At 42.7% G+C, this 25,739-nt stretch carries 26 protein-coding genes (1 of these 26 cut by a window edge); 10 read left to right on the plus strand and 16 right to left on the minus strand.

Features of this window, described 5'->3' with window-relative positions:
* From CI960_RS03795 to CI960_RS03820, 6 genes are all read left to right on the plus strand, one after another.
* Positions 1 to 366: the 3' end of a hypothetical protein gene (locus CI960_RS03795; RefSeq protein ID WP_005861467.1), read on the plus strand. Its footprint begins 540 nt before the window's first position; the window shows 366 of its 906 coding nt (coding positions 541-906); the start codon falls outside the window, past its left edge; the stop codon is at positions 364 to 366.
* A gap of 2 nt (positions 367 to 368) precedes the next feature.
* A complete protein-coding gene (locus CI960_RS03800; RefSeq protein ID WP_005861469.1) occupies positions 369 to 962 on the plus strand; it encodes a Crp/Fnr family transcriptional regulator in 594 nt (197 codons plus the stop codon).
* A gap of 111 nt (positions 963 to 1,073) precedes the next feature.
* The gene (locus CI960_RS03805) at positions 1,074 to 2,459 is read left to right on the plus strand and encodes a TolC family protein (protein WP_005861471.1); all 1,386 of its coding nucleotides are present in this window, start codon (positions 1,074 to 1,076) and stop codon (positions 2,457 to 2,459) included.
* A gap of 30 nt (positions 2,460 to 2,489) precedes the next feature.
* Positions 2,490 to 3,503, plus strand: coding sequence for an HlyD family secretion protein (locus CI960_RS03810; protein ID WP_005861474.1), 1,014 nt, complete (start codon positions 2,490 to 2,492; stop codon positions 3,501 to 3,503).
* Positions 3,500 to 4,678 carry an ABC transporter permease gene (locus CI960_RS03815; RefSeq protein ID WP_005861476.1) on the plus strand — a complete coding sequence of 393 codons (1,179 nt, stop codon included), beginning with the start codon at positions 3,500 to 3,502 and terminating at the stop codon, positions 4,676 to 4,678. Before CI960_RS03810 ends, CI960_RS03815 begins: the two co-directional genes overlap by 4 nt.
* 12 nt (positions 4,679 to 4,690) lie before the next feature.
* Positions 4,691 to 5,947, plus strand: a complete 1,257-nt coding sequence (locus CI960_RS03820) for an ABC transporter permease (RefSeq protein WP_005861477.1) — start codon at positions 4,691 to 4,693, stop codon at positions 5,945 to 5,947.
* 77 nt (positions 5,948 to 6,024) lie between these two features.
* Here the strand turns inward: CI960_RS03820 and CI960_RS03825 are convergent, their stop codons facing one another.
* A complete protein-coding gene (locus CI960_RS03825; protein ID WP_094582230.1) occupies positions 6,025 to 7,413 on the minus strand; it encodes a DUF1080 domain-containing protein in 1,389 nt (462 codons plus the stop codon).
* A 155-nt stretch (positions 7,414 to 7,568) separates the two neighbouring features.
* On the opposite strand from CI960_RS03825, the gene CI960_RS03830 reads away from it, so the two are divergent.
* The gene (locus CI960_RS03830; protein ID WP_005861481.1) at positions 7,569 to 8,471 is read left to right on the plus strand and encodes a sugar phosphate isomerase/epimerase; all 903 of its coding nucleotides are present in this window, start codon (positions 7,569 to 7,571) and stop codon (positions 8,469 to 8,471) included.
* Positions 8,472 to 8,535: 64 nt separating this feature from the next.
* On the opposite strand, the gene CI960_RS03835 is transcribed toward CI960_RS03830, so the two are convergent.
* Positions 8,536 to 9,291, minus strand: a complete 756-nt coding sequence (locus tag CI960_RS03835; RefSeq protein WP_005861483.1) for an HAD-IA family hydrolase — start codon at positions 9,289 to 9,291, stop codon at positions 8,536 to 8,538.
* Between the two features lie 586 nt (positions 9,292 to 9,877).
* Between CI960_RS03835 and CI960_RS03840 the strand changes: the two genes are divergently transcribed.
* The gene (locus CI960_RS03840) at positions 9,878 to 10,153 is read left to right on the plus strand and encodes an HU family DNA-binding protein (RefSeq protein ID WP_008780759.1); all 276 of its coding nucleotides are present in this window, start codon (positions 9,878 to 9,880) and stop codon (positions 10,151 to 10,153) included.
* A gap of 70 nt (positions 10,154 to 10,223) precedes the next feature.
* On the opposite strand, the gene CI960_RS03845 is transcribed toward CI960_RS03840, so the two are convergent.
* From CI960_RS03845 to CI960_RS03900, 11 genes are all read right to left on the minus strand, one after another.
* The gene (locus tag CI960_RS03845; RefSeq protein WP_005861485.1) at positions 10,224 to 11,567 is read right to left on the minus strand and encodes a glucose-6-phosphate isomerase; all 1,344 of its coding nucleotides are present in this window, start codon (positions 11,565 to 11,567) and stop codon (positions 10,224 to 10,226) included.
* A gap of 8 nt (positions 11,568 to 11,575) precedes the next feature.
* A complete protein-coding gene (locus tag CI960_RS03850; RefSeq protein ID WP_005861487.1) occupies positions 11,576 to 12,571 on the minus strand; it encodes an NAD(P)H-dependent glycerol-3-phosphate dehydrogenase in 996 nt (331 codons plus the stop codon).
* Positions 12,572 to 12,583: 12 nt separating this feature from the next.
* The gene (gene lysS, locus CI960_RS03855) at positions 12,584 to 14,314 is read right to left on the minus strand and encodes a lysine--tRNA ligase (protein WP_005861489.1); all 1,731 of its coding nucleotides are present in this window, start codon (positions 14,312 to 14,314) and stop codon (positions 12,584 to 12,586) included.
* Positions 14,315 to 14,515: 201 nt separating this feature from the next.
* Positions 14,516 to 15,307: a galactosyltransferase-related protein gene (locus CI960_RS03860; RefSeq protein WP_005861491.1), complete on the minus strand. Its 792-nt coding sequence runs from the start codon at positions 15,305 to 15,307 to the stop codon at positions 14,516 to 14,518.
* Positions 15,298 to 16,341: a hypothetical protein gene (locus CI960_RS03865; protein ID WP_005861493.1), complete on the minus strand. Its 1,044-nt coding sequence runs from the start codon at positions 16,339 to 16,341 to the stop codon at positions 15,298 to 15,300. The genes CI960_RS03860 and CI960_RS03865 overlap by 10 nt, the downstream gene beginning before the upstream one ends.
* Positions 16,342 to 16,346: 5 nt before the next feature.
* On the minus strand, positions 16,347 to 17,894 hold the full coding sequence (locus CI960_RS03870) for a thioredoxin domain-containing protein (RefSeq protein ID WP_005861494.1): 1,548 nt from the start codon (positions 17,892 to 17,894) through the stop codon (positions 16,347 to 16,349).
* A gap of 19 nt (positions 17,895 to 17,913) precedes the next feature.
* Complete coding sequence (locus CI960_RS03875; RefSeq protein ID WP_005861496.1) at positions 17,914 to 19,032, minus strand: 6-bladed beta-propeller; 1,119 nt, start codon at positions 19,030 to 19,032, stop codon at positions 17,914 to 17,916.
* Between the two features lie 778 nt (positions 19,033 to 19,810).
* Complete coding sequence (gene nadD, locus CI960_RS03885; RefSeq protein ID WP_005861504.1) at positions 19,811 to 20,377, minus strand: nicotinate (nicotinamide) nucleotide adenylyltransferase; 567 nt, start codon at positions 20,375 to 20,377, stop codon at positions 19,811 to 19,813.
* Positions 20,378 to 20,388: 11 nt separating this feature from the next.
* Positions 20,389 to 20,568, minus strand: coding sequence for a hypothetical protein (locus CI960_RS03890; RefSeq protein ID WP_005861506.1), 180 nt, complete (start codon positions 20,566 to 20,568; stop codon positions 20,389 to 20,391).
* A 3-nt stretch (positions 20,569 to 20,571) separates the two neighbouring features.
* On the minus strand, positions 20,572 to 21,138 hold the full coding sequence (gene gmk / locus CI960_RS03895) for a guanylate kinase (RefSeq protein ID WP_005861508.1): 567 nt from the start codon (positions 21,136 to 21,138) through the stop codon (positions 20,572 to 20,574).
* A gap of 14 nt (positions 21,139 to 21,152) precedes the next feature.
* Complete coding sequence (locus CI960_RS03900; protein ID WP_036629167.1) at positions 21,153 to 22,025, minus strand: YicC/YloC family endoribonuclease; 873 nt, start codon at positions 22,023 to 22,025, stop codon at positions 21,153 to 21,155.
* A gap of 189 nt (positions 22,026 to 22,214) precedes the next feature.
* Between CI960_RS03900 and tsaB the strand changes: the two genes are divergently transcribed.
* Together tsaB and CI960_RS23330 are read left to right on the plus strand one after the other, a co-directional pair.
* Positions 22,215 to 22,931, plus strand: coding sequence for a tRNA (adenosine(37)-N6)-threonylcarbamoyltransferase complex dimerization subunit type 1 TsaB (gene tsaB, locus CI960_RS03905; RefSeq protein WP_005861512.1), 717 nt, complete (start codon positions 22,215 to 22,217; stop codon positions 22,929 to 22,931).
* 68 nt (positions 22,932 to 22,999) lie between these two features.
* Positions 23,000 to 23,146: a hypothetical protein gene (locus tag CI960_RS23330; RefSeq protein ID WP_005861514.1), complete on the plus strand. Its 147-nt coding sequence runs from the start codon at positions 23,000 to 23,002 to the stop codon at positions 23,144 to 23,146.
* 66 nt (positions 23,147 to 23,212) lie between these two features.
* Here the strand turns inward: CI960_RS23330 and CI960_RS03915 are convergent, their stop codons facing one another.
* From CI960_RS03915 to CI960_RS03925, 3 genes are read right to left on the minus strand one after another with little or no spacing between them, the layout of a single operon-like run.
* A complete protein-coding gene (locus tag CI960_RS03915) occupies positions 23,213 to 24,373 on the minus strand; it encodes a sodium ion-translocating decarboxylase subunit beta (protein ID WP_005861516.1) in 1,161 nt (386 codons plus the stop codon).
* 4 nt (positions 24,374 to 24,377) lie between these two features.
* Complete coding sequence (locus CI960_RS03920) at positions 24,378 to 24,809, minus strand: biotin/lipoyl-containing protein (RefSeq protein ID WP_005861518.1); 432 nt, start codon at positions 24,807 to 24,809, stop codon at positions 24,378 to 24,380.
* Positions 24,810 to 24,831: 22 nt separating this feature from the next.
* A complete protein-coding gene (locus tag CI960_RS03925; RefSeq protein ID WP_005861520.1) occupies positions 24,832 to 25,719 on the minus strand; it encodes an OadG family transporter subunit in 888 nt (295 codons plus the stop codon).
* Between the last annotated feature and the right edge of the window lie 20 nt (positions 25,720 to 25,739).

Raw genomic sequence — 25,739 nt, forward strand, 5'->3', positions numbered from 1 at the left:
GATATTAACGTGACTCCTGTGAACTCTCGAGGTAAACTCGCTAAGCGTATTAAGAAGATGCAGCAATTCGTCGTGACTTTCAAGATAGCGAAGAACATTACCGCTCCTGTCGGCGAAAAGATGGTATATGTACGGATCATGAAACCGGATGACGATATATTGGTGAAAAGCCGTGCGGATGTATTCGCTTTTGAAGGAAAGGAAATCAATTATTCTATGAAGAAAATGATAGAATATGAAGGTGAGGAGGTGGCAGTGACCATGTATTGGAATATCGAGGAATTCTTATCTCCGGGTACTTACCGTGTGGATATTTTCTCTGACGGTAATTTGATCGGACAGAAGAGATTTACCTTGGATGATTAACTATGAAATTATCTCCCGACTTTGAGAAGTTCCTAAGTTTTATTCCGGAGATTCTGTCTCGAGATGAATCTTTCCTAAAGGATTTGGAAAGTTGTACTCGAGGTGTGACAATCCGGAAAGGGGATTATTTGATTCGTACGGGCGAGTTGTGCCAAGATGCCTATTTTATTAATAAAGGGCTTTTTATCAATCAATATATTAATGAGAATGGGAATGAATGCGTAACCGGTTTCTCCTCGGATAGTATGTACCCTTTTGTTTCTACAATAGGTTATTTTACACAAGTCCCTTCCGAGTTTGAGGTGAAAGCTATCGAGGATGGTGAATTGCTCTGTTTTTCCCGGACGGATATCGAACGTTTGTCGTTGGGATATCCAGCTTTCGCTACCTGTTATCAGAATGTGATGCTGATGATTATTTCCAAGCTCTATTCAATGTTCGCTGTCCGTCAAACCTGTAAGGCGGAAGAATTCCTGAAATATCTTTATACGAACCACCAATGGATCGTAAGCCGGGTCCCTGATAAATATATAGCTCAATATATGGGGGTTAGTGATTCTTGGTATTGTAAGTTGAAGAAACGTATCCTTTATTGAATTAGTTCAATTTTATATTCGCTTTAAACCTATACTTTTGTGCGGGTTTTTATATTTTTGTCACATAGGGAATATGATGGCATTATATAGGTAGGTTAAAACGATATAAAGATGAAACGAACTATCTTACTATTAACATTTGTAGTCACGGTGAGCTGTATGCACGCTCAGCGAATGTTGACATTGGAAGAGTGCCGGAATCTGGCGATCCAGAACAATAAGGAGCTACAAATCTCTGGCGAAAAGATCAAGATGGCGGATAACGAGAAGAAAGCCGCTTTTACCAAGTATTTTCCTCAATTATCGGCAAACGGTGCCTATATGTGGAACCAGAAGGATATAAACTTACTGGACATGGGCGCTTTGTCCTCATCCTTGAGCTCTTCTTTAGGTGGCTTGGCCCAATTACCGATGATCCAACATTTGATGAGTGGGGTGAACGATATGCAACATTTGGATGTGCAGAATATCTGGGTGGGTAATGTATCGTTGGTACAGCCTGTATTCATGGGTGGGAAGATCGTTAATTATAACCAAATCACTAAGTTTGCCAAGCAATTAGCGGAGTCAATGAATAATTTACAGTTGCAGGACTTGATTTATAAGACTGACGAAACCTATTGGCAGGTCATATCTTTGGTGAATAAGAAGAAATTGGCGGACGCTTATGTGGATTTGCTCCGTAAGATGGATAGTGATGTGACCGCTATGATCTATGAGGGAGTCGCTACCGAGGCCGATGGTCTTTCTGTCAAGGTGAAACTGAATGAGGCGGAGATGGCTCAGACTAAGGTTGAGAATGGTCTGGCTTTAACCCGAATGCTTTTAGCGCAAATTTGTGGTCTGTCTTTAGAGGAGGATTTATCGCTTGCAGACGAGAAGCTGGATAATTTTCCGGTAGAGACAACACAAGCCTCGGCCGATCTGAATGAGGCTTTCATGAATCGTAATGAACTGAGAAGTTTGGATCTGGCAACGAAAATCTATAAGCGAAAAGAACGTATTGCTTTGGCAGAGATGTTGCCTAATGTCGCTTTAGCGGCGAATTACTTCGTCACGAATCCGAATGTTTTTAATGGTTTTAAAAATGATTTCGCCGGTATGTTTAATGTCGGAGTTATGGTAAAGGTACCCTTGTCCGGTTGGTGGGAAGGCACTTATAGGCGTAACTCGGCGAAAGCGGAAACGCGCATAAAAACACTGGAATGGCAGGATGCTCGTGAAAAGATCGAGTTGCAGGTAAATCAATCCGTTTATAAAGTGAATGAAGCGGGCAAAAAGTTGATCGCTTCTTCCCGTAATATGGAAAATGCGGAAGAGAATTTGCGGCGTGCGAATTTCGGTTTTGAGGAAGGGGTTATCCCGGCTTTGAACTTAATGGAGGCGCAGACAGCATGGGTTTCTGCTCGCTCTAGTTTGATTGATGCTCAAATCGAGGTGAAATTAACAGAAGTTTATCTAAGCAAGGCTTTGGGTAAACTGTCCGCAAATGAATAAGAGTAATAACAAATAAAAATATACACAGAGATGAACGAGAACAAGAAGTTTTCTATCAGTAACATGATGTTAGCTTTTATCACGGTATTGGTCGTGATCGGATTGGTAGCCTTGGCGGGTTTCTTCCTGCTTACACCGCCTGACGATATTATAATGGGGCAGGCCGAGGCCACCCAAGTTCGTATCTCCGGTAAGGTTCCCGGACGTATCGCTTCTTATCGTTTTGGCGAAGGCGATCAGGTAAAAGCCGGAGATACTTTGGTCTTTTTAGATACGCCCGAGGTTATGGCGAAGCTGAAACAAGCGGAGGCGGCTCGTGCGGCAGCGGAGGCGCAGAACGCTAAAGCGATTAAAGGAGCCCGTGAACAGGAAATTACGGCCGCTTATGAGATGTGGCAAAAGGCGCAAGCCGGATTAACTATCGCTAAGAAATCTTTCGATCGTATTCAGAATTTATACGAGAAAGGGGTGATGTCCGCTCAAAAAAGAGACGAGGTGGAGGCTAATTATAACGCTATGGTAGCGACAGAGAAGGCTGCCCGTTCTCAATATGAGATGGCAAAAGAAGGTGCCCGTGAGGAAGATAAGGCTGCCGCTGCCGCTATGGTCCAACGTGCGGAAGGTGCTATCGCCGAAGTGGAGTCGTATGTGGGCGAGAGCGCTTTGGTGGCTCCGATTGACGGGGAGGTTTCAGAACGGTTCCCGGAAGTCGGCGAGTTGGTTGGTACAGGTGCTCCGATCATGAATATCTCTGATTTAAATGATGTATGGGTAACTTTCAGTATTCGTGAGGATCTGTTGAAAGATATCAAGATTGGCTCGGAAGTAAATGCTTTTATCCCGGCGTTGGGGGACCTACCGGTGAAGTTGAAAGTCTATTATATGAAGGATATGGGCTCGTATGCCGCATGGAAAGCGACAAAGACGAATGGACAATATGACTCGAAGACTTTCGAGGTGCGTGCCCGTCCGTTGGAGAAAGTCGCTGATCTTCGTCCGGGAATGTCCGTGATCTTAAAGAAAAAAGGGAAAGAGATCGTATGACCTATAAAGAAAGTTTGCATAGAATCTGGCTTATCGCGAAGCGTGAGGTGCATCGGCTGGTGGCTCAACCGATTTACTTCTTTTGTATGCTGATCGCTCCGGCTATCTGTGTCATTTTCTTTGTATCGTTGATGCATGAGGGATTGCCGACCGATCTGCCGATAGCAGTGGTGGATATGGATAACTCTGCTACTTCACGCAATTTGATTCGCCAGTTGGATGCCTTTGAGCAGACAGAGGTGTATATGAAAACCATGTCGTTTACCGAGGCTCGTCAGGAAATGCAGAAAGGGAATGTATATGGAATTTTTTACATTCCATCCGGTTTCGCCGTGGACGCCACATCTGGAAAGCAGCCCCGGTTGTCTTTCTATACGAATGGTACCTATTTGATCGCCGCTTCCTTGCTGTTTCGGGATATGAAAACGATGTCGGTATTGGCGGGGGCCGCTGTGGGTTTACAGACCGGACAAGCTAAAGGATATACCGAAGCGCAGATCATGGGACAGCTACAACCGATCGTGATCGATACGCATCCGATCGGCAATCCGTGGTTGAATTATTCAGTATATTTGAATAATACGGTTTTGCCGGGTGTCATCCAGTTAATGGTATTTCTAGTGACGGTATTCAGCATTGGTACAGAAATTAAATATTCTACATCCCGTAAATGGTTGGATATGGGAGGGAATTCCATCGCAGTTAGTTTGTTGGGAAAGTTATTGCCGCAGACGGCTATTTTTACGGTCGTAGGCTTTATGTATTGTGCGGTGTTGTATGGAATTAATTCTTTCCCGTTAAATAGCGGTTGGTTTCCGATGCTTTTGGCGATGTTTTTGCTGATTATATCCTCTCAGGCGGTAGGCGTATTTATGATCGGCGTATTACCGACTCCCCGTTTAGGTCTTAGCTTCGCCAGCCTGTTCGGAATGATCTCGTTCTCCATTGTCGGATTCTCGTTTCCGGTACAAGGTATGGACCCTACGTTGCAAGCGTTGGCTCGTTTGTTCCCTTTGCGGCATTATTTCTTGATTTATGTCGATCAAGCCTTGAACGGGCGGGCGCTATTCTATACGTTGGGCGAGTACGCTTGGTTGTTGGGATTCTTGATCCTGCCCTTCCTTATCGGGCGGAACTTGAAGAGAGCGTTGTTGGATTTCAAATATCTACCGTAAAAACTGTATGTGATGAAAAGAGAACATCGTTTACGATATATCATAAAGGAAGGTCTTCTGGATACGTTTTATATTTGGAAAGATGAATTGAGAAACGTGTTTAAGGATGCGGGGGTCATGATCTTCTTTTTCTTGGTGCCTTTCGTATATCCGCTGCTTTATTCATTTATATATAATAACGAGGTAGTACACGAGGCGAAGATGGTGGTGGTAGACCAAAGTGATTCCTATTTGAGTCGTGAGTTTACCAGACGGGTTAACGCCACGCCGGATGTGGAAGTAGTGGGTGTTTGTCCGGATATGGCGGAAGCCAAGAAGATGTTAGATGAGAAGAAGGCCTATGGAATTTTGCTCTTTCCCCCGGATTATAGTAAGGACCTGCATGAAGGGCGACAGACAACCGTCTCGTTGTATTGCGATATGAGTGCCTTATTGTTTTATAAGGCTTTCCTTTTGGCGGCGACAGAGGTATCGTTGGATATGGGTAAGGAACTTCGGATGCATAATAATCCGTCGTCTACGGATAAGATGGACCAGATCACGGTAGACCCGATCCCGTATGAATCGGTAGCGTTGTTTAATTCCCAGAATGGTTTTGCCAGTTTTTTGGTACCGGCTATCTTGATCTTGGTATTGCAACAGACCTTGATATTGGGCATCGGAATGTTGGGAGGAACGGCACGGGAAAAGAATCGTTTCCATAGTTTGGTACCTATTTGCAGGCATTTTAACGGGACTTTGCGTATCGTGTTCGGCAAGTCGCTGACTTATCTTTTGCTGTATGTGGTGGTTTGCATCTGGGTATTGGCTATTGTCCCTAAGTTATTCTCCTTACCTCAGGTTGGTGAGCCACTGACTATTTTGTTGTTTTTACTGCCTTACCTGTTTGCCTGTATTTTTATGTCTATGACGTTATCGGGATTTATGACGAGTCGCGAATCGCCTATGTTGGTGTTCGTTTTCACGTCTGTCATCTTGTTATTTATCTCGGGTGTCTCTTGGCCGGAGGCGGCTATTCCTCCGTTTTGGAAAGTGGTGGGTTATTTGTTTCCTTCTACTCCGGGTATCCAGGGATTTATCCGTATCAATACGGCTGGCGCTTCCTTGCATGAGGTGGCGCATGAATATCGGGTATTATGGATTCAGGCAGGTGTATATTTCATCTTGTCTTGTATCATTTACCGTTATCAGATCATACGTAGCCGCAAGATGATTATAAAGCAATATCGGTATATGAAGATGCGACGGATGTTGCGAGAAAGAGAATAATCCCTCGTTTAGGTCTACCCTAATCGCTCATTTAGGGTGTCCCTAAACGGGGGATTAGGGTGAGGGTAAATGTGTGATTAGATTTTAACTTTCGGTTTATACATATCCTCAGCGGTCAGGCCACATTCTTTCATCATGCGGATACTGTAAGACAGATCGCTGACGTTTGGTGTCACGTTGTTACTTCCAAACGTGAATTTAACGCCGGCGGCTTTCGCCTTCATAATGATCGCTTTATTTGGAATATTGTATAGTTCGTTGATCTCTAAAGCTTTTCCGCTTTTTGCCAATGCCTCGACGAAACGGTTCATGCGGGCCTCCGTCCAGAATTCGTCAAAACGCTTATCCATCGGAGATGGCAAGAAACAAGGATTTACATAGATATCTACCGGCTCTTCCAATACGGAGCAGATACGATCTACGATCATGTCCATATATTGCTCCTCATTCTCGATCCAAGTCTCTTCCGGAATCCATAGGCGGGTACGGCGACCTTTATTGTCCTTGAACGTCAAAGCGTCCGTAAACACATAGTCGAATTCTTTAAGAGTCTCGGGAGAGAATGTGGTTATCCATTCGCGTCCTTCCGCTTGCATGCCAAGGATGAAAGGCTGTGAGCGCATCTCATTTAGGTAATCCATGACTTGTTGGTCGTTCGTGATTGGGAAACCGATGCCGCAGTTCGGTGCGATCGTATAATTGATACCGGTCTTGCGGGATTGCTTAGCGGCAACTTCCTTGGTTAAGCCACCTTTTAAGTGCACGTGATAATCTAATACCGGGAAATCCGATTGATGTAATTTAATGATCTCGTCATTTTGCTCATCGTTAGCTTCCGCCAATTGTGCGTTGATATCGATCGTGGATTCATCAATTACGTTCACGGTGATGTTCTTGATCTGGATCTCACCGCTACCATCACTCTCTATGGCAAATGTCCCTTCCGATAATAAGGCATAGGCGTTAGCGTCCGTACGATATGGGGCGGTCGGTTGGATATACTCCACAACCGGTTCGCCGTTTATATTTATATCAATCTCTTGTCCGGCTACCCGGATATCCATCTTGAACCATTGATCTTCTTTTACGAAGCTTTTGGTCAAATTTCTCACGGAAACAAGACTTCCTGTCATTTTCCACCAAACCTTATCAGCCCGGTCATTATTGATAGCGATACGATATCCTTTCTTCAAGGTCGGGTCCGTATGGAACCAGACGGCGCCTTTGCCTCCCGGGGTAGTACGTAAATCAAGGGTCAGATCGAAGTTTTTGTATTTGCCGTTTTTCAGTACGGCCAGTGCATCCGTACCTTTCAAGGTCATTATGTCGTCTTGAACGGAGACATCGCCTGTCATTTTCCATTTGTTACTATCTTTGCCATCGAATAAGGTACCACTGCCGGAAACACTACAGGCTGTGGTCAGGACAAAGAGAAGGCCCATCGCTAGAATTGATAATTTTTTCATGATATAAATGATTTAAGTAATAATATATCCTCCAAAGATAACGAAAATTAAAATACAATGTCCTTTTTGAAGATTTTAACTTCCATAAAGATATAAACCTAAGAATATAGTCTTACTTTTGTAAAAATTCTCAATCAAACTTAATTAATAGTACTATGCAGAACAGACGTAATTTTTTGAAGCAAGCCTCTTTGATGCTTGCGGGTGGGTTGGTAGCCCCGCAGTTATTATCTTCTTGTGGCGGTAAATCAGGACAAGCTGCCGCTACAGCATCGGAGTCTTCTAAATATATAGGGCTTCAATTGTATTCTTTAAGAGACCTTGTAAAAGAAGAAGGTATCCAGAAAGTATTGGAAACCGCCGCTAAGATGGGTTATAAGAATCTGGAGACAGCAAGCTATGATAACGGTAAGATTTACGGTTTAGCTCCCGCTGAATTTAAGAAAATGGTGAATGACCTAGGTATGAAGTGTACGAGCGCTCACCTTGGACAGGCATTTACGAAAGAAAAAGAAGCCGAGGTTATGAGTTGGTGGGATCAAGCGATTGATGCTCATAATGAGTTAGGCGTTAAATATATGGTTCAACCGTGGATGCCGGTTAACGATAAGACTACATTGGATGACTTGAAGATGTACTGCGATTATTTCAACACGGTTGGTTATAAGACCGCTGCCGCTAGCATTGCGTTCGGTTATCATAACCACGACTTCGAGTTCCGTAAGATCGACGATCAATTGATCTATGATTTCTTGTTGGATAACGTAAGCCCGAACCACGTATTCTTCGAGATGGATGTATACTGGGTAATGATGGGTGGCGGTGATCCTGTCGCTTACTTGAAGAACCGTCCGAGCCAGTTCAAGGCTATCCATATCAAGGATGAGAAAGAGATCGGCGCAAGTGGCAAGATGAATTTCAAGCCTATCTTCGATCAAATGTACGCTAATAACGTAAAGGATTGGTATGTTGAAGTTGAGCAATATACAAACAATGATCCGGTTGCCAGCGTTCAGCAGAGCTATGATTTCTTGAATAAGGCTGATTATGTGAAATAATCCGTTCGATGATAAAAAAGAAGAGGCTACTTCATTATCGGGTAGCCTCTTTTTTTATGTTCGCTTATTTGGAATACTCGTTCAATCGGGTGGATTTCGCAAGCTCGATGATTTGTTTCCAATCTTTAGCTAAGTTTTCCATATCCGGATATAGTAAATCCGCTCCGGCATCTAATAAAACTTGATCGGGGAGAGGTCCGGTGTTTACGGCTATCGTAAAGATATTGGCTGCTACGGCAGCTTCTACTCCCATGGGAGCGTTCTCTACCACAAAAGCTTCGTTAGGCTTCACATGCGCTTTTTGAAGTCCCATTAAATAAGGTTCGGGGTGTGGCTTGCCATATTTCACGTCGAAAGCCGTAACCATTTTCTCTCGGTTGAAATGTCCCGGATAGGTATGGTTTAGCTTATCGATCAAGCTATGTTGGCCGGAACCGGTGACAACCAATCGTTGCAGTCCAGATGCTTCCACTTCTTTTAGAACCTCTGCGGCGCCGGTCATGGGGGCACCGTCATTATAGGTATTGAATAGATCCGCTTTCTCTTTATAGATCGTTTGCTTCTCCTCGGCGGTAGCGTCTCGTTGGAAAGTGCGTTGGTATAGCTCGTTGATCGTGCTTTCCCCAGTACGTCCTTCGAACATATAAAAGTCTTCCGGCCGAGAAGTTAGCTGATGGAGGGTCGCTACCTCATGCCATGCCCGTGCATGAAAACGCATAGAGTCATATAATACACCATCCATATCGAAAAGAACAGCTTTGGGAGAAAGGGATTCCTGCCTGTGTTTACGCAGATATCGGATAATCGCTTCTTGAATCATGTTATTACCTTCTTAAAAACCAATACAAAGGTACGTAATAAATTGGAATTAACAGAAATGGGAGGAAAGCTTCTTGAAATTAAATAAATATGATATATAATGGAATTTCATTTTATGAAACAAAAATGGTTTAAATGGGTACTTACTTTTGATCCACCTACATGTACACCCTAACCGGATTGATAAATTTTATAATTATCTGGATGAGTTGATAGATGTATTGAAAAATAAGGGATATAAATTTATTTCGTTGAGATAATTAATCAATAAATTATGACGTAGTTCGGTGAGAACTCTAGTTAGCGCATTAATAACGAATTTTCAAAGGCTATAACTTGCTATGAATAAGTGATATCATAATACTGTATACTATTTCTTATTAATTATATTTCTACCAAAGTCTCACTTGTCTATCTGAAAGGGGTTCAATTATACCTGCATTTAGGTATATAATATTTCTGTATGCATTGATTTTTAATATATGATATTTTGATATTCCCCAAATATTCATATATTTGCAATGATTAAACAACTAAGTTCTCACCGGACTCTTTTCTGGTGAAGAATGGTATATTTATTATCTAGTATGAATAGAGGAGAATTAGTACAATCTCTTGTGGAAGAAACAGGATTGCCGAAAAATGTTGTTAGGGCCGTAGTGAATGCGTTACCGACTGTTGTGGCGAAAGGAATACGGGAAGGAGAATCTATTTCCATGAAAGGATTTGGATCTTTTGTACCTTGGCAACAATCCGAGCGATTGGCACGTAATCCGAAAACAGGGGAGGAAGTAATGATTACTCCACGTGTCTCGGTCAAATTCAAAGCCGGGAGCGATTTACTTAAAGAATTAAATGAGTAATAAAAACTATTCAAACGAAAAAACGGTTTCCTCGTGATGAGAAAACCGTTTTTTTATGGGGTAAATCGTATTATAAACGTGCTTTGATAGCTTCGCTTTCTTTCTCGTATCCCGGCTTATTCAACAGGGCGAACATATTCTTCTTATAAGCCTCGACACCCGGTTGATTGAAAGGATTCACACCTAACATATAACCACTGATACCGCAAGCTTTCTCGAAGAAATAGAACAACTGACCGATATAGAATGCGCTTACTTCTGGCATATTAACCTTAATATTAGGAACACCACCATCTACGTGAGCCAACTGAGTACCTAATTCGGCCATCTTGTTTACCTCGTCTACATGCTTGCCTGCCAAGAAGTTCAAGCCATCTAAATCGGCTTCATCTGTAGGGACCAATACGCTATGATCTGTAGCTTCCACGGAGATAACCGTTTCGAAAATCGTACGCTCACCGTCTTGGATCCATTGCCCCATGGAATGCAAATCGGTTGTCAAATCTACGGATGCTGGGAAAATACCTTTACCGTCTTTACCTTCGCTCTCTCCGTAAAGTTGTTTCCACCATTCTGCGATATAGTGCAATTTCGGATGGAAGTTAGCCAAGATCTCAATCTTTTTACCGTTCTTATATAACTCATTACGAGTAGCGGCATAGATAGCAGCCATATTATCAGCGAAAGGAACGCTCGCGTCTGTAGCTTTTTCCATGGAAACAGCTCCAGCAACCAAGTCGCGGATGCTGATACCTGCCACGGCGATCGGGAGCAAACCTACCGGAGTCAAAACAGAGAAACGTCCACCTACGTTATCAGGGATGATGAAAGTCTTGTAACCTTCTTGATCTGCCAAAGTACGCAAAGCGCCTCTCTTAGCGTCCGTGATAGCTACGATACGATGTTTAGCCTCTTCCTTGCCAACAGCATCTTCCAATTGTTTCTTCAAGATACGGAAAGCCAAAGCCGGCTCTGTAGTCGTACCAGACTTGGAGATATTGATAATACCGAATTGCTTACCTTTCAAGACTTCGCTTAATTCATAAAGATAATCCTCTCCGATATTGTGTCCGGCGTATAACATAACCGGGTTTTTACGGCCGTTTTGCAACCAGTCGAAGCTGTTGTTTAACGCTTCTACTACCGCTTTGGTACCCAAATAGCTACCACCGATACCAATGGCTACGACCACCTCACATTTAGAACGAAGCACGTTCGCCGTATTCTCGATGTCGGCCAACTCTGCGTCCGTGATAGAAGAGGGGAGATGTAACCAACCCAAAAAGTCGTTACCTGCTCCGTTACCGTTATGTAATGTGGCAATACATTCCATTGCCTTGGCCTCTTGAGCGTAAACCTGTTCCTTGGAGACAGTGCCCAGAGCCTTGTCGATGTTTAAACTGATGTTTTTCATATGCTATTTTATTTAAACGTTTCCGTTAATTGACGAATGACCGTTGTCGGCGATTTCTTCTCGTACAATATATCATAAACAGCGTCCAGTATCGGCATGTTCACTTTATATTTCTCGTTGATCTCACGCATACACTTGGTTCCATAATATCCCTCGGCGATCATTTCCATCTCCAGCTGCGCTGTCTTCACGGAATATCCTTTACCGATCATGGTTCCGAAAGTACGGTTACGGCTGAACCGGGAATAAGCGGTAACCAGCAAATCGCCAAGGTAGACGGAGTCGGTGATATCCCGCTCCAGCCCGTGTACGGCGTCCACGAAATTACGCATCTCCTCAATAGCGTTCGAGATAAATACGGCTTGGAAGTTATCGCCATATTTCATTCCATGGCAAATACCGGCGGCGATAGCGTACACGTTCTTCAGTACGGCGGCGTATTCGATACCGGTCACATCCTTACAGAAGGAATTCTTTAAGTATTGATTCTTGAAAACGGGGGATATCGTACGGACCTTCTCGATGTCGGAACAAGCCAACGTAATGTACGAGAGCCGTTCCAGAGCGATCTCTTCCGCATGACAGGGACCACCGATAACTGCTATATTTTCTGTTGGAACCTTGTAATACTCCGCGAAGTAATCCGTAATCAACATATTCTCATCCGGTACGATACCCTTGATCGCCGAGATGATAAACTTATCTTTCAAAGAGGTCTTCACCTTCTTCAAATGTTGTTTCAAGAAAGGGGAAGGCGTAGCGAAGATCAAGGTATCCGAGTCCTTGATCGCTTGGTTGATATTGGAATAGAAGTTTATCTTGTTCGTGTCGAATTTCACGGCGGTGAGGTAACACGGATTGTGTCCCAACTGCTTGAACTCCTCGATACGATCGGGCCTACGCATGTACCAGTTGATACTATCTTGAGTTGAAAGTACGATCTTGGCTAAGGCGGTAGCCCAGCTACCACCTCCCATTATCGCGATTTTTCCGGGCAAATCCATCGTATCACGCTTTTATTCTCCTACATTGGCTATCCAAGCTTCTATTTCTTGGATCGTAGGATTTTGCAGTTCTAACTTATATTTTTTATTAAGCTCACAAAGCTCTTGTCTTAATTTGTTGGCGTTCGCTTCTTTCAGCGTGTCAACCGTCAGATAACCGGCTTTTTGCAAAGCGGGAACCCACTCCTCTGAAATGCCTAAGGCCACGTATTTGTCTGCGTTATCTTTTTTTACAGTTTTCTCCGGACGCATTTGCGGGAAAAGCAATACTTCTTGGATTGTTGTCTGTCCGGTCATCAACATAACCAGACGGTCGATACCGATACCGATACCCGACGTAGGAGGCATACCGAATTGAAGGGCGCGTAAGAAATCTTGATCGATGAACATCGCCTCGTCGTCCCCTTTCTCGCTCAAGCGTAATTGCTCCTTGAAACGTTCTTCTTGGTCGATCGGATCGTTCAGCTCGCTATAAGCGTTCGCCAATTCCTTTCCGTTTACCATCAACTCGAAGCGTTCGGTCAATCCCGGTTTGCTACGGTGCATCTTAGTCAGCGGACTCATCTCAACCGGATAGTCGATGATGAAGGTCGGCTGGATAAACGTACCCTCGCAGAACTCCCCGAAGATCTCGTCGATCAATTTACCTTTACCCATCGTATCGTCGATCTCCATCTTCAATTCCTTGCAGATCGCACGAATCTCGTCCTCTGTCTTACCTTCCAAGTCGTAACCCGTCTTTTCCTTGATCGCCTCCAAGATCGGCAAGCGGCGGAAAGGAGCCTTGAAGCTGATTGTCTTACCGTCGATCGTGCTCTCGCTCGTACCGTTCACGGCGATACAGATACGCTCCAACAGCTTCTCAGTGAAGCTCATCATCCAGTTATAGTCCTTGTATTGGACATAAAGTTCCATACAAGTGAACTCCGGGTTGTGCGTACGGTCCATACCCTCGTTACGGAAATTCTTACCGATCTCATATACACCCTCGAATCCACCGACGATCAATCGTTTCAAATACAACTCGGTAGCGATACGCAAATACAGATCGATATCCAAAGAGTTGTGATGCGTGATGAATGGACGTGCGCTGGCTCCTCCTGCGATAGATTGCAGGATCGGAGTCTCTACCTCCGTGTATCCGGCCTCATCCAAGGCGGTACGCATGGTCTTGATGATAGCCGCACGTTTCATGAAAATATCTTTTACACCCTCGTTTACTACCAAATCCACGTAACGCTGGCGATAACGAAGCTCCGGGTCATTAAAACCGTCGTAAGCGACACCGTCCTTATATTTAACGACCGGTAGCGGACGAAGTGATTTAGACAAAACTGTCAATTCTTGCGCATGAACGGAAATCTCTCCCATCTGAGTACGGAAAACGAATCCCTTGATCCCGACGAAATCACCGATATCCAGTAATTTCTTGAAAACGACATTGTAGGTGTCCTTATTCTCATCCGGGCAAATATCGTCACGGGAGATATAGACCTGTATTCTACCCTCGGAATCCTGTAATTCCATGAAGGAAGCCTTACCCATGATACGACGGCTCATGATACGGCCGGCGATACTTACCGGGCGTGGCTCAGCGTCGTCTTTGAATGTCTCTTTTATTTCTTTGGAAAATGCGTTCGTTACATACTCAGCTGCGGGATAAGGCTCTATCCCCATCTGACGCAACTGCTCCATGCTATTACGTCTTATTATTTCCTGTTCACTCAGTTCTAATAGATTCATTATGCTATTATTTTGTATAATACGGCGCAAAAGTACAAAATATTTCTGATTTATGCTGACTTATGTGGTAAAAGGTTGAGGTCACCGATCTTGTTTGTTCATGGATAAAGTCTCTTAGGATCCTTGGTGAAGTATCTTAGGTTTGTAGGCCAATGAACTTAAGACCCAATAATTTTATCTTTCATCACTAAATACAATTCTCTATCTTGAATCCAAGGAGAACTTTTCTCGAAGTTCCTCTTTGGAATAGTTTACTACTTCATTCATATCATGCATCGCTTTTTCGCTATGTATCCTTGAACGGAACATCCCATTTTGATCCCGGGGATGAGACAAATGGAATAAACAGCCCTCACTCCGATAAATCCGGTAGCCAAAACTCAACCAACGGTAATGTCTTTCTCCGTCCTCCAAGCCCCAGCCATAGAAATCCTCATTCTCCATACCCGCTTGCAGGTATTTTTCCGTTTGGGCGAAGACCGCTCCCCCGACTGCGCCTATCACTCCCTCTACTGTGTACAAAGAGTTCATCTTTGCTTGATGTTTTTTTAGGAAATCTAAGTCACGATGGAGCCAATAATGTTCCCTCAATATATCTGACGTATCTAAAAAATTACCATCATATGGATAAGCGACATCAGAAGTCCTAGTTCTAAGCTGTTTCACCGCATCCAATATTTGAAGGTGGTCCAGTATCACATCTGCGTCCCAAATACAAACAAGTGGAGTATCAACCTGCTTTGCGAGGATATTCAAGTATTTGGTCTTGTAGAATACAGGATCTTTATCCACGAGGAAAGTGTACTTCACCGTATCATCTTTTATTAACGAGGGGATAATCTCATTTTGGTATGATGAGGCCTCCAGAATTAAGATGCGTGTCCGGAAATAACGTACTATTGAGTCCACGGACATCAACAGGTTCTCCAAACGGATCATGGAATCGATCCGTACAGGAATAATAAATGTTGTATCTGTCAAGTCTATTCGCATAAATATCTTTGCTTAATGTTTAACAATGCCAACACCGTACCGGGGAAACCATTCAGCAATCCTCTGTGTATATTATAGTAGTATTCGTTCTCCATTAGGGCATCCCAAGCGTCAGACGAGATGATCCGATCGTAAATTAGGTGCGGATTGAAAGGGATGGTGTATTCGGGGAAGTCCCTTTTTAATCCCTCCAACAAGAAATATAGAGAAGCGTATCCATTACTGATATAGATATCCCTGCCTTTGATCTCTCTATTATATATTATGTCTAGGTTGATTGATTTTCTTAGTTCATCCACATATCTTTGCCAATCCGGCGAACAAACCCGTAAAGGTAACATGCCCCATAACAGATATAGTCGGTTCAAATGCAGATGAGGCAAATGGGAGAACATATACAGAGATAGTTGTTCCAGAACCTTTTGTATCCGATCCTTGTAAAAATCATATTGTATAAGACAGGACAGGGTTTTCATTAATATCGGTACGTGATATTGGTAAATGGAAAACGTATAGGATTCCTCGAAAAAGGAGGCGTCTATCAAATCGGCCAATTGATTAACTAACTTGATTGCTAAGCCCTCGAAAGGGAAACGCTCATTATCGTTTGTCTGGATTTCCAGCCTTTTATAAATGTAATATAAGAAATGGATGAGTTGAGACAGGGAATACCTAGATTCCATATTTCCGAAAACCAGCTTCTTGAATAGCAAATCATCGATACCACTTAGCAAATCATTAATATCACCGTCTACAAATTGCTTTTTTACAATATAATCCAATCCTAACGCAACTCCGCATAAACCTTCCTCCACGGTGAGTTCTGCGTTTTTAGAGAGATCGTTTTCCAAGAGATCGTCCAGCAATCGCTCAGCCTTCTCTTTATAAATAGCTTCTTGCGTATAATCATACAAATGGTATAAATAGATGAGTAATCCCATTTTGCCATGAGCCAACCCGAAAGGGTAACTTGTATGTAATGAGCCTATCAAATGCTTATTTAGCGAATCTATTTGTGATGCTAATTTATTCATAGTACTTAATTTATTAAATACGACATATCCTTTAACTCATATTCTTCCGGCAATAAATAACCATTTGTCAAAACTGTTGGAGTGGAACTTATTGTATTGCGCCTAACCCATTCGTTTTGTGCTTGAAAATTGGCTAACATATCTTTGTCATTAGGATTTAATCTGTATCTTTTATAGCAATCCTCTTTTTTATGACGCCCTTTTGCATACCAGTCAGATAGGAATCGTAAATAATCCGATTCATTATTTAGTAGATACATGGAGGTCAGTAGCATGGCGCTAGGTTCTAATTCCTTGCTAAAAGAGGTCAAGATGATTTGTATGCAAATCTCTTCTTTATATTCTTTGAGTAACTTTTCTATTTGGAGATGTAATTTTGCGCAAGGAGCACAGTGTGGATTAGAGATAATGGTAATCCACTCTTTGGCATCCCTATTGCCCAATAATATTCCTGTATTTTTGTCAATGTCATATTGAGGCTGTTCGTTTAATAAGCTCTTAAATACAGAGGCATTCAGTTTTATGCTGCTAAGTTTATTGTTGCTTCGTTGGATTTGCTTTTCTTTTACGTATAATGTAACAGTAAAATGGAGCGATAGAATGACGAGCCCATACACGCATCCAATGGTAGTGAAATCAAATAAATCCCATTGATTGAAATCCATGCCTATCGCGAATAGAGAGATAAGAAAGGTGATCCATACGGTAGCTTGTACAGATAAACATAAAGCGCACCATTGTTTTACCCTAAATTTTTGGTACCATACGCTCCACGCTGTATAAGGTAATGCGATTATATTCAGAGTCTCTGCATATATAACATATTGGGGCAACAAGGCGATAAACAATATTGCGGAAAGAAAATATCCTAAGCCGAAGACACTCCAACTGATCCCCAAGAAATGAGATGCTTGGGAATCCAATGTCCCGTTGCAATCACTGGATTTCAAAAACAAGGAACAAATTTTGTTGACATATTTATCCGAGCCTAAGATCTCTCGAGAAAGCAGGATACCGCAGAAAGATGCTCCGATCACATTAACACCCCATAACCCCCAGATTCCTATCTCCATTCCTCTGTTGGTGATAAGGGCACACCCTATTAATGATAGAAGTAATGAAACGAAACATGCGATTACTATCCGCTGTCGTAAGTATTCCTTTCTATGCTCTTTATAATCCGGTTCAATAGATTCATCGGTGGATTCGAAAAGAAGGACGATTCCTGACCATCGTTCCAAGAATACCGGGATAGATAATGTGATGTTTTTACCTCGCCATGAATAGATGATTGCCTCGGTAGAAACATGTCGTACCAATACAAACTCATGATCTACGTAAGCCACAAAGGGTACATCCAATGAGGATAAGCATTCTTGTGTTTTTTGAATTTCGGCTGCTACATTCTCTATCTTATAATAACGTAGCATCTCGGATAATCCAAACAGGCTGTTTTTGTGTGGATGCTTCTCGTAGAATCTTAGGGTAAAATCCTTCGTGTATTTTATCGATAAGATTTCTAAAATTTGGATGAACAGATTGTCATGTTCCATAGCTTAGAGTTTTTAGTGATTATCTCAGCTTCCCGATAAACAGCACTGGATTACTCTCCTCGTTCAGTCCGGGGAAGCGTCGTGCGAACTCTTCCTTCTTCAAAACGTCTTCCGGATACATTAGCATGGCGCACCAGCCCTCATCTAACGAGAAGAACTGTTTGGGCAACCACCGGAAGTTGTCATCGAACTTGATGTTCTCTAAAACTCTTGCGTTTCCATCTTTTTTGTCGATTAAGGCAACCCCTTCAAGATCATCCCTTTTTCCCTTGAAGGAGAGTAATATTGTTTCCTTTGATTCCACGTAATCTGGGATATGACCGATGTATCCTTTTTCAGCTTCCTCCATTACGATTTGCACATAGTCCTTTCCGTCTTGTGCCCAAAATCCCGCTGGAGGAATTTTATTGTCGATATTTATTCGATATCGAACTTTAGTACTATCCATCGTACACTCAAGTATCTCATTGCCTTGATAGCCATGAGAGATTATAAGTCCTTCAAAACGTTCGAATGAGTTTGTGAATGAGCTGATATATTTATTTTGTTTCTCTATGGAGTCATAGGTGCTGATATAGGTTCCGTTCTTATGATTGATTATTCTGTAACGCAATTGCCTCTCGGTAGGCGTACATTTTATAATGTATGAGCTGTCATTGAATAGGATGATAGCCTCTATAAGTCCAATATTCTCATGATCACTCCATTTGCGAATAAATTTGAACGAATTGGAATAAGTAGTGACATCTCCTGATGAGGAAATTAAGATATCCCCATTAGGCCATATCGTGAAATTCCCTAAGAAGAAGTATGATTGTGGATCCTCCCCTTTTTTAGATAAGACACGTTTGATTTTTCCTGATTTATCATATGCTATTAAAATGTCATCAGAGCCGATGTATATGTCCTCTTGGAAGAGGGCGATGTTTCTGATTTTGTAAAGTACGTCTATCAATGCATCGTCTCTTGTTTCCAAGGGGACATACCGATATTCCTCAAACATTTCATCCACGTCTTTTTCTACCCGATGTGAGAGTGGAATAAAATACTCGATTGTTTCGTCCTTGCTATTATCCTTGGCTTGATCCGGATTACAACAGATAAGCAAAAGAGCGACTAAAAATAGAAGATAGATCATGATCGTTTTTGTTTTAAGAAAAAAAGCGGGTTTTAGCAGATGGCGCCTGCTAAAACCTGTTCTTTCTTTTGTTACTAACCTCCTATGGTATTGCAGTTTTGTACTCCTCCAAGACCATTGCATTTAGAATCACACTCAGAGCAGCTGGAGGCTTCAAAGGAACCGGAACTGTTCCAGCAATGACAATACGCACTTCCTCCCCCTAAGATTTTCATCATTTGCTCTTTTGGAAGAACTTTACCTTGTTGGTTTAGTACGACTTTTGTCAGTTTTTTGAGTTTGTCCATAATTTGAAAGATTTAAAAAGTTAATAGATGTGTAATGCTTTGATGTTTACAAATAAAATTAAAAAAAATATTAAAAACAAGAAAAACGGTGCTTTGTGTGTTTTGTTTAATGTATTTTATCTATTTAATTGTATAGGGTACAAAAATTAACTTTTACGGGAAGGTCATGAGAAATGATGTAACCTAATTTTATTTTGAACTTCCTTGTTCTTTTATCGGTTAACATGAAGCTTAGAAAAACAGCTCATACTAACTTTCAACCCTGTGAAGTTTTTCAGGAGAAGGTTCTCTAAGATGTGAAGTACCTTAGAAAATAACAGTAAAATCTGTGAAGTAAATTTAGGCATAGTCAGTACGCTCATACATTTAAGATTGAGTAGTACTAACTTTCCTAAGTAAGTATATATCCTTTGCCACTAGCAGTATATATTCTATGGGCAAGTAAGTACTACTGCTTTTTTTCGGTTATATAAGTTGACAGACAGGTTTGTTTAGATCTTATAGTAGTAAGGCCGCACTCCTTCCGGCAGGAAGAAACGGATATCCTTGTCGGCTTGGTAAGCGTTACGGATAAATGTGGAGGAGATTTCCATCAAGGGAGCGTCTACCTTTTTCACGTTCGGATAAATGGCCGGGATCGAGATGTCGAATCCTAGGCGGGGATAAATCAGCAGTTTGTAGTCTTGGAGTATTTTTTCGTGTTCTTTCCATCGGGGAAAAAGCTGCCAGTTATCGGCTCCCATGATAAAATAAAAGTCCCGATTCGGATAGTTACGGGATAAGGTTCGTAGGGTATCAATGGAATAAGAAGGTTTCGGTAGGTAGAACTCAATATCGCAGACCCTGAATTTAGGATATCCGTCAATAGCGGCTTGGGCCATTTCCAGCCGTAGTGAGTCATCGAGCAGGTCATCCTTTTTCTTCAGCGGATTGTGAGGCGTGACTACGAACCACACCTCATCCAATCCCTCGAACTCACATAGCCAGTTCGCCAAGGCGAGATGGCCTATGTGAATGGGATTGAATGATCCACTGTAAATCCCGGTCTTGAGTCCCATACGATTTTTACTTAACCCTTCTTTTGCCAACCCTTATAGTTGATGAAACAAATGAATATATTAAATATCAGGGCACCCCCGATGATATACTCCTTATAATACAGGCTAATACCACCTAATACGAGGCTCGCTATCCCACAAACGATAGAAAGCCCCATCATAAAACGGGTATTCTTGAATATATTAGACATAGACTATTTGTTTAAGAACTCACGAATGATCTTCAACGCGTCTTTTTGGGCAGTCTCCAGATCATCGTTTACGACAACCTTATCAAACTGTCCCGTGAACCCTAATTCATACTCAGCCTTGGCGATACGGCTTTCGATAACTTCCGGGCTGTCTGTTCCCCGTCCTTCCAATCGCTTCCGTAGGTCATCGATGCAAGGAGGTTGGATAAAGACAGACAGGGCACGGTCTCCATAGAATTTCTTGATATTGCATCCGCCTACCACATCCACATCGAAAATCACGTTGTCCCCTTCATTCAAGATACGCTCTACCTCGCTCTTTAACGTACCGTAATATTTATCGGTATACACCTCCTCATATTCCAAGAAGTCTCCATTAGCGATACGACTGCGGAACTCTTCCGGCGTAAGGAAATAATATTCCACACCATTCTTCTCGGTTCCCCGCGGAGCCCGGCTGGTAGCCGAGATGGAGAAACGAAGGTGTAAATCTTGTTTCAAAAGATAATTAATAATGGTTGATTTTCCGGAACCCGAGGGTGCGGAGAAGATAATTAATTTGCCAGCCATTCTCGTTAATCTTATTATAATACGTTTAGTACCTGTTCCTTGATTTGTTCCAACTCGTCTTTCATCTGGACCACGATCTTCTGCATCTCGGCGTGGTTGCTCTTTGATCCGAGCGTATTGATCTCACGTCCCATTTCCTGAGCGATAAAACCGAGCTTCTTACCTTGGCCGTGACCGGATTCCATGGTTGAGATAAAATATTTCAAGTGGTTGTCCAAACGGTTCTTTTCCTCGTTGACATCCAGCTTTTCGATGTAATAGATCATCTCCTGCTCGAAACGATTCTTGTCGTAGTCCTTCTCGGCTATCTTTTGCAGGTTATCCATGATACGAGCCTTGATCTTCTCGATACGTTCCCCCTCGTATTTCTCCACTTCTTTCAACAGAGTGGCGATATTGGCTATCTTTTGCTCGAAAAGCTTTTGAAGCATGGCTCCTTCTTGGATACGGAAATCACACAGGTGCTTGATAGCGTCCTTTACCGTTTCTAAAACCACCTCCCATTCGGATTCGTCCGGTTCTACGGTTTCGGACTTGATTGCGTCCGGCATCCGGAGCAAGGTCTGGAACCAATCGTTCGGAACGCTGATATTCAGTTTCTCTGCGATCACCTTGATTTGGTTGTAATAATTCTCTACGGCGGCAAGATTGATCTGTGTAGGAGTATCTTTGCCTATATATTCTATAAAGATATTGAACTCAACTTTTCCCCGCTCCAAAGATTGAAGTAACAGGCTCCGAAGCTCCATTTCCTTATCCTTGTATATAGAAGGGATACGGGTGGACAAATCCAATTGCTTACTGTTTAAAGCCTTTATCTCTACGGTTACTTTTTTTGAAGGGAGCTCGGCAGTAACCTTACCGAACCCAGTCATTGATTGTATCATTTTTCTCAAAAGTTTGCGCAAAGATAGTGGTTTCCTTTTAGATTTGATGTTTATTTTCTCATAAATAGATGTTTCTCATAGGGCTGCCTTGATAGTATAATGAATTTTTGTATACCTTCGCAGCCTAATCAGATTGAAGGATTGAGATTGTTTGTTCGTTCAATTATCAATTGTTAATAGTTAATTATTATGTCATTGATCTTAAATATCGAGACATCCACTTCCGTATGTTCAGTAGCCCTGTCGGAAGGGGAGGAGGTGGTCTTTGAGAAGGCTTCCTTCGAGGGGCCGTCTCATGCGGCGTTATTGGGCGTTTATATGGAAGAGGCATTAGAGGTTGCGAAGTCGAAAGGGATGAAACTGGATGCCGTGGCGGTAAGTAGCGGACCCGGATCTTATACGGGGTTACGCATCGGGGTGTCTGTGGCTAAAGGATTATGCTTTGGGTACGGTATTCCTTTGATCGGTATTCATACGCTGGATATTTTAGCGTCTGCCGCTATCCGGAAAAATAAGGAGGAGGCCGATTGCTTGTATTGCGCTATGTTGGATGCCCGTCGTATGGAAGTCTACTCTTCGATTTATGATTCCCATCTCAACACGATACGTGCTACGACTGCTGATATCGTAGATGCTGATTCGTATGCTTCTTTTTTAGAGAACGGTAAGGTTTGTTTCTTTGGAGACGGTGCCGCTAAATGTGAGACGGTAATCACTTCCCCGAATGCCTGTTTTATAGATGGTATCTATCCATTAGCTGTAAATATGGCATCCTTGTCGCAGAAAGCATATGATGATGCCCGTTTTGAGAATGTGGCTTATTTTGAGCCTTTCTATTTGAAAGAATTCCAAGCAACGATCGCTAAGAACAAAGTGCTGAACGAGGCGTTAGGGAAAAACAAATAAGAGTAAGGGTACACAACCAAATTCATGTTCCGGCTGTTTATTCTAAAATGAATAAATCAGTTAAAGACATGAGAAAGAAAAGTGTGAATACGCTATTGGTGTTTGGTGTGGTTGTCGCTATAATCCTTTTGATGATCTGGTTGTTCCTCGGGACAACGTTGGTGGAGGATACGAGTACGGAGATTAGTCCGGTTCCTATAGAGCAAGCTAACTGAGAACAATAACATAAAAAGGCGGGATCCTTTCGGACCTCGCCTTTTTTAATATAGATAGTTGTTTTATTAACCAAGGAATCCTAGCAAGATACCGGCAGCTACAGCGGAACCGATTACACCTGCTACGTTCGGACCCATAGCGTGCATCAACAAGTAATTGGTCGGGTCGTATTCCAAACCTACGACTTGAGAGATACGAGCTGAGTCGGGAACAGCAGATACACCGGCGTTACCGATAAGCGGATTGATCTTATTGCCGTCTTTCAATATTAAATTGAATAATTTAACGAACAATACACCGGCGCAAGTAGCGATCACGAATGATAACGCACCTAGACCGAAGATCTTGATAGAGTTCAATGTCAAGAACTGAGTTGCTTGAGTAGAAGCACCTACCGTGATACCCAATAAGATCGTGATTGTATCGATCAGAGGACCACGAGCAGTCTCTGCCAAACGACGAGTCACGCCACTTTCTTTCAATAAGTTTCCGAAGAATAGCATACCTAACAATGGTAAACCGGACGGAACCAAGAAGCAAGTAAGCAACAAGCCAACGATCGGGAAGATAATTTTTTCCGTGGAAGAAACGGCTCTCGGCGGTTTCATACGGATCAAACGCTCTTTCTTAGTCGTAAGCAATCTCATGAACGGTGGTTGGATAATAGGAACCAACGCCATGTATGAGTAGGCGGATACCGCAATCGCACCCATTAAGTTTGGCGCTAACTTAGAAGAAAGGAAGATAGCCGTCGGACCGTCAGCACCACCGATAATACCGATAGCACCTGCTTGGTTCGGCTCAAATCCCATTTGAAGAGCAATCGTATAAGCACCAAAGATACCGAACTGAGCCGCTGCACCGATCAACATCAACTTTGGATTGGAGATCAATGCGGAGAAGTCGGTCATGGCCCCGATGCCGAGGAAGATCAATGGCGGATACCATCCAGAGGTCACACCCTGATAGAGGATGTTCAGTACAGACCCTTGCTCATAAATACCTACTTGAAGACCTGCGTCCTTGAAAGGGATATTACCGATCAAGATACCGAATCCGATAGGGATCAAAAGCATCGGTTCAAACTCATATTTAATCGCCAGGAATATAAACAACAGACCTACCAGAATCATGATGAGATGTCCCGGAGTAGCGTTGTATACACCTGTATAGGTAAGGAACAGTTGTAAGTTCTCACCTAAGAATGTTAAAAAGCTCTCTTGCATAGTCTTATCCGATTACTACGAGATCAGCACCTTCTAGCACAGAGTCTCCCTTGTGTACTTTAATTTCTATAATCTTACCGTCACGGTCTGCGTTGATGTTGTTCTCCATCTTCATAGCCTCAAGGATAATCAAGGTTTGACCTCTCTTCACGGTATCACCTACGTTGCACTTAACCTGCAAGATAACACCTGGTAGCGGAGTCTTAACAGCCCCTTGTGTCGTAGAAGCCGCCGGACGGGAAACAACAGGGTCTCCACTTGCCGTAGTCGGGGCTTGAGCTGGGCGTTTCAATGTAACCATTTGTTTCTTTGCCGGTTTCTCCATCTTAACTTGGTAGGGAGTTCCGTTTACTTCAAGTTCTGCGATATCATCCACTACAGAATTGATGTGTACTTTATATACGTTACCGTTAATGGTATATTTAAAACTTTTCATTCTTTAGTTCGTTTTTAGATAATTACTTTTGAGGAGTTTGACGTAAGCCATAGAGTTTTGAACTCCAAGGAGAATAAGCTCGTTGTACCTTACGTATAGTGAGAACCGTGTTCTCGATATCGTGATTATCATCGCTCATTTCGTATAGAGCGGTAGCGATGGCGGCGAATATCTCTCCAGATTCTTGTCCTGCGTCTGCGGTAACTGAAGCAGAACCTACGGCCTTCTCTACGTTACGTTTGCTAGCGGCGATAGATAATTTACCAATCTGCTTAAAGATGATGTACAACAAGAACAGACCTAAGAATACAACAGCCATAGCCGTGATAGTCATACCGATACCTAAAGAGTCATTAACCCTGAAGTTATCGATTTTCTCATTGGAGTCCAACGTCAAGTTGTTCGTACTGGGAGTGACTTTCTTTAACTGTGCCCAGTCTTTTTCGCCATCAATCACTCTACCGTAGCTAATGTCTGCTAATTGGCCTGCCGGAATTGTGATCTCATCGATCAAGGTCTTACCGTCGGCGTCATATAAGGCAACATAATTCTCCTTAGAGGGATCTAATACGAAGTTAACGTGGAATGTACCTCTGCCCGGCTGTCCGTCAGCCCAAAATAGTGTGTGCTGGCGGGGTTGGATCTGAGTTAATACGTCTCCCTTCGGGATCGGATATTTCATGGGATTGTTTTTGTCGTCTGTCAAATAGCATCCCGCGATATTTACCGTTCCGGCCGAAGTGTTGAACAACTCAATCCAGCCATGACGTTTGCCATAGTCATCAACGAAGTTATCCTCGTTGATAACCAATACTTCATTAATTCGCATGGAGGTTGCGCGCTGTGCCTTTGCCCCGAATGAAATGAGCAAAGCGAACAATAGCAATACCCCTATTTTCTTATTTATCATATTCATCTCCTGTTTTACGG

This window comes from Parabacteroides sp. CT06 (genome assembly GCF_002257605.1).
GTDB classification, from domain to species: domain Bacteria; phylum Bacteroidota; class Bacteroidia; order Bacteroidales; family Tannerellaceae; genus Parabacteroides; species Parabacteroides distasonis.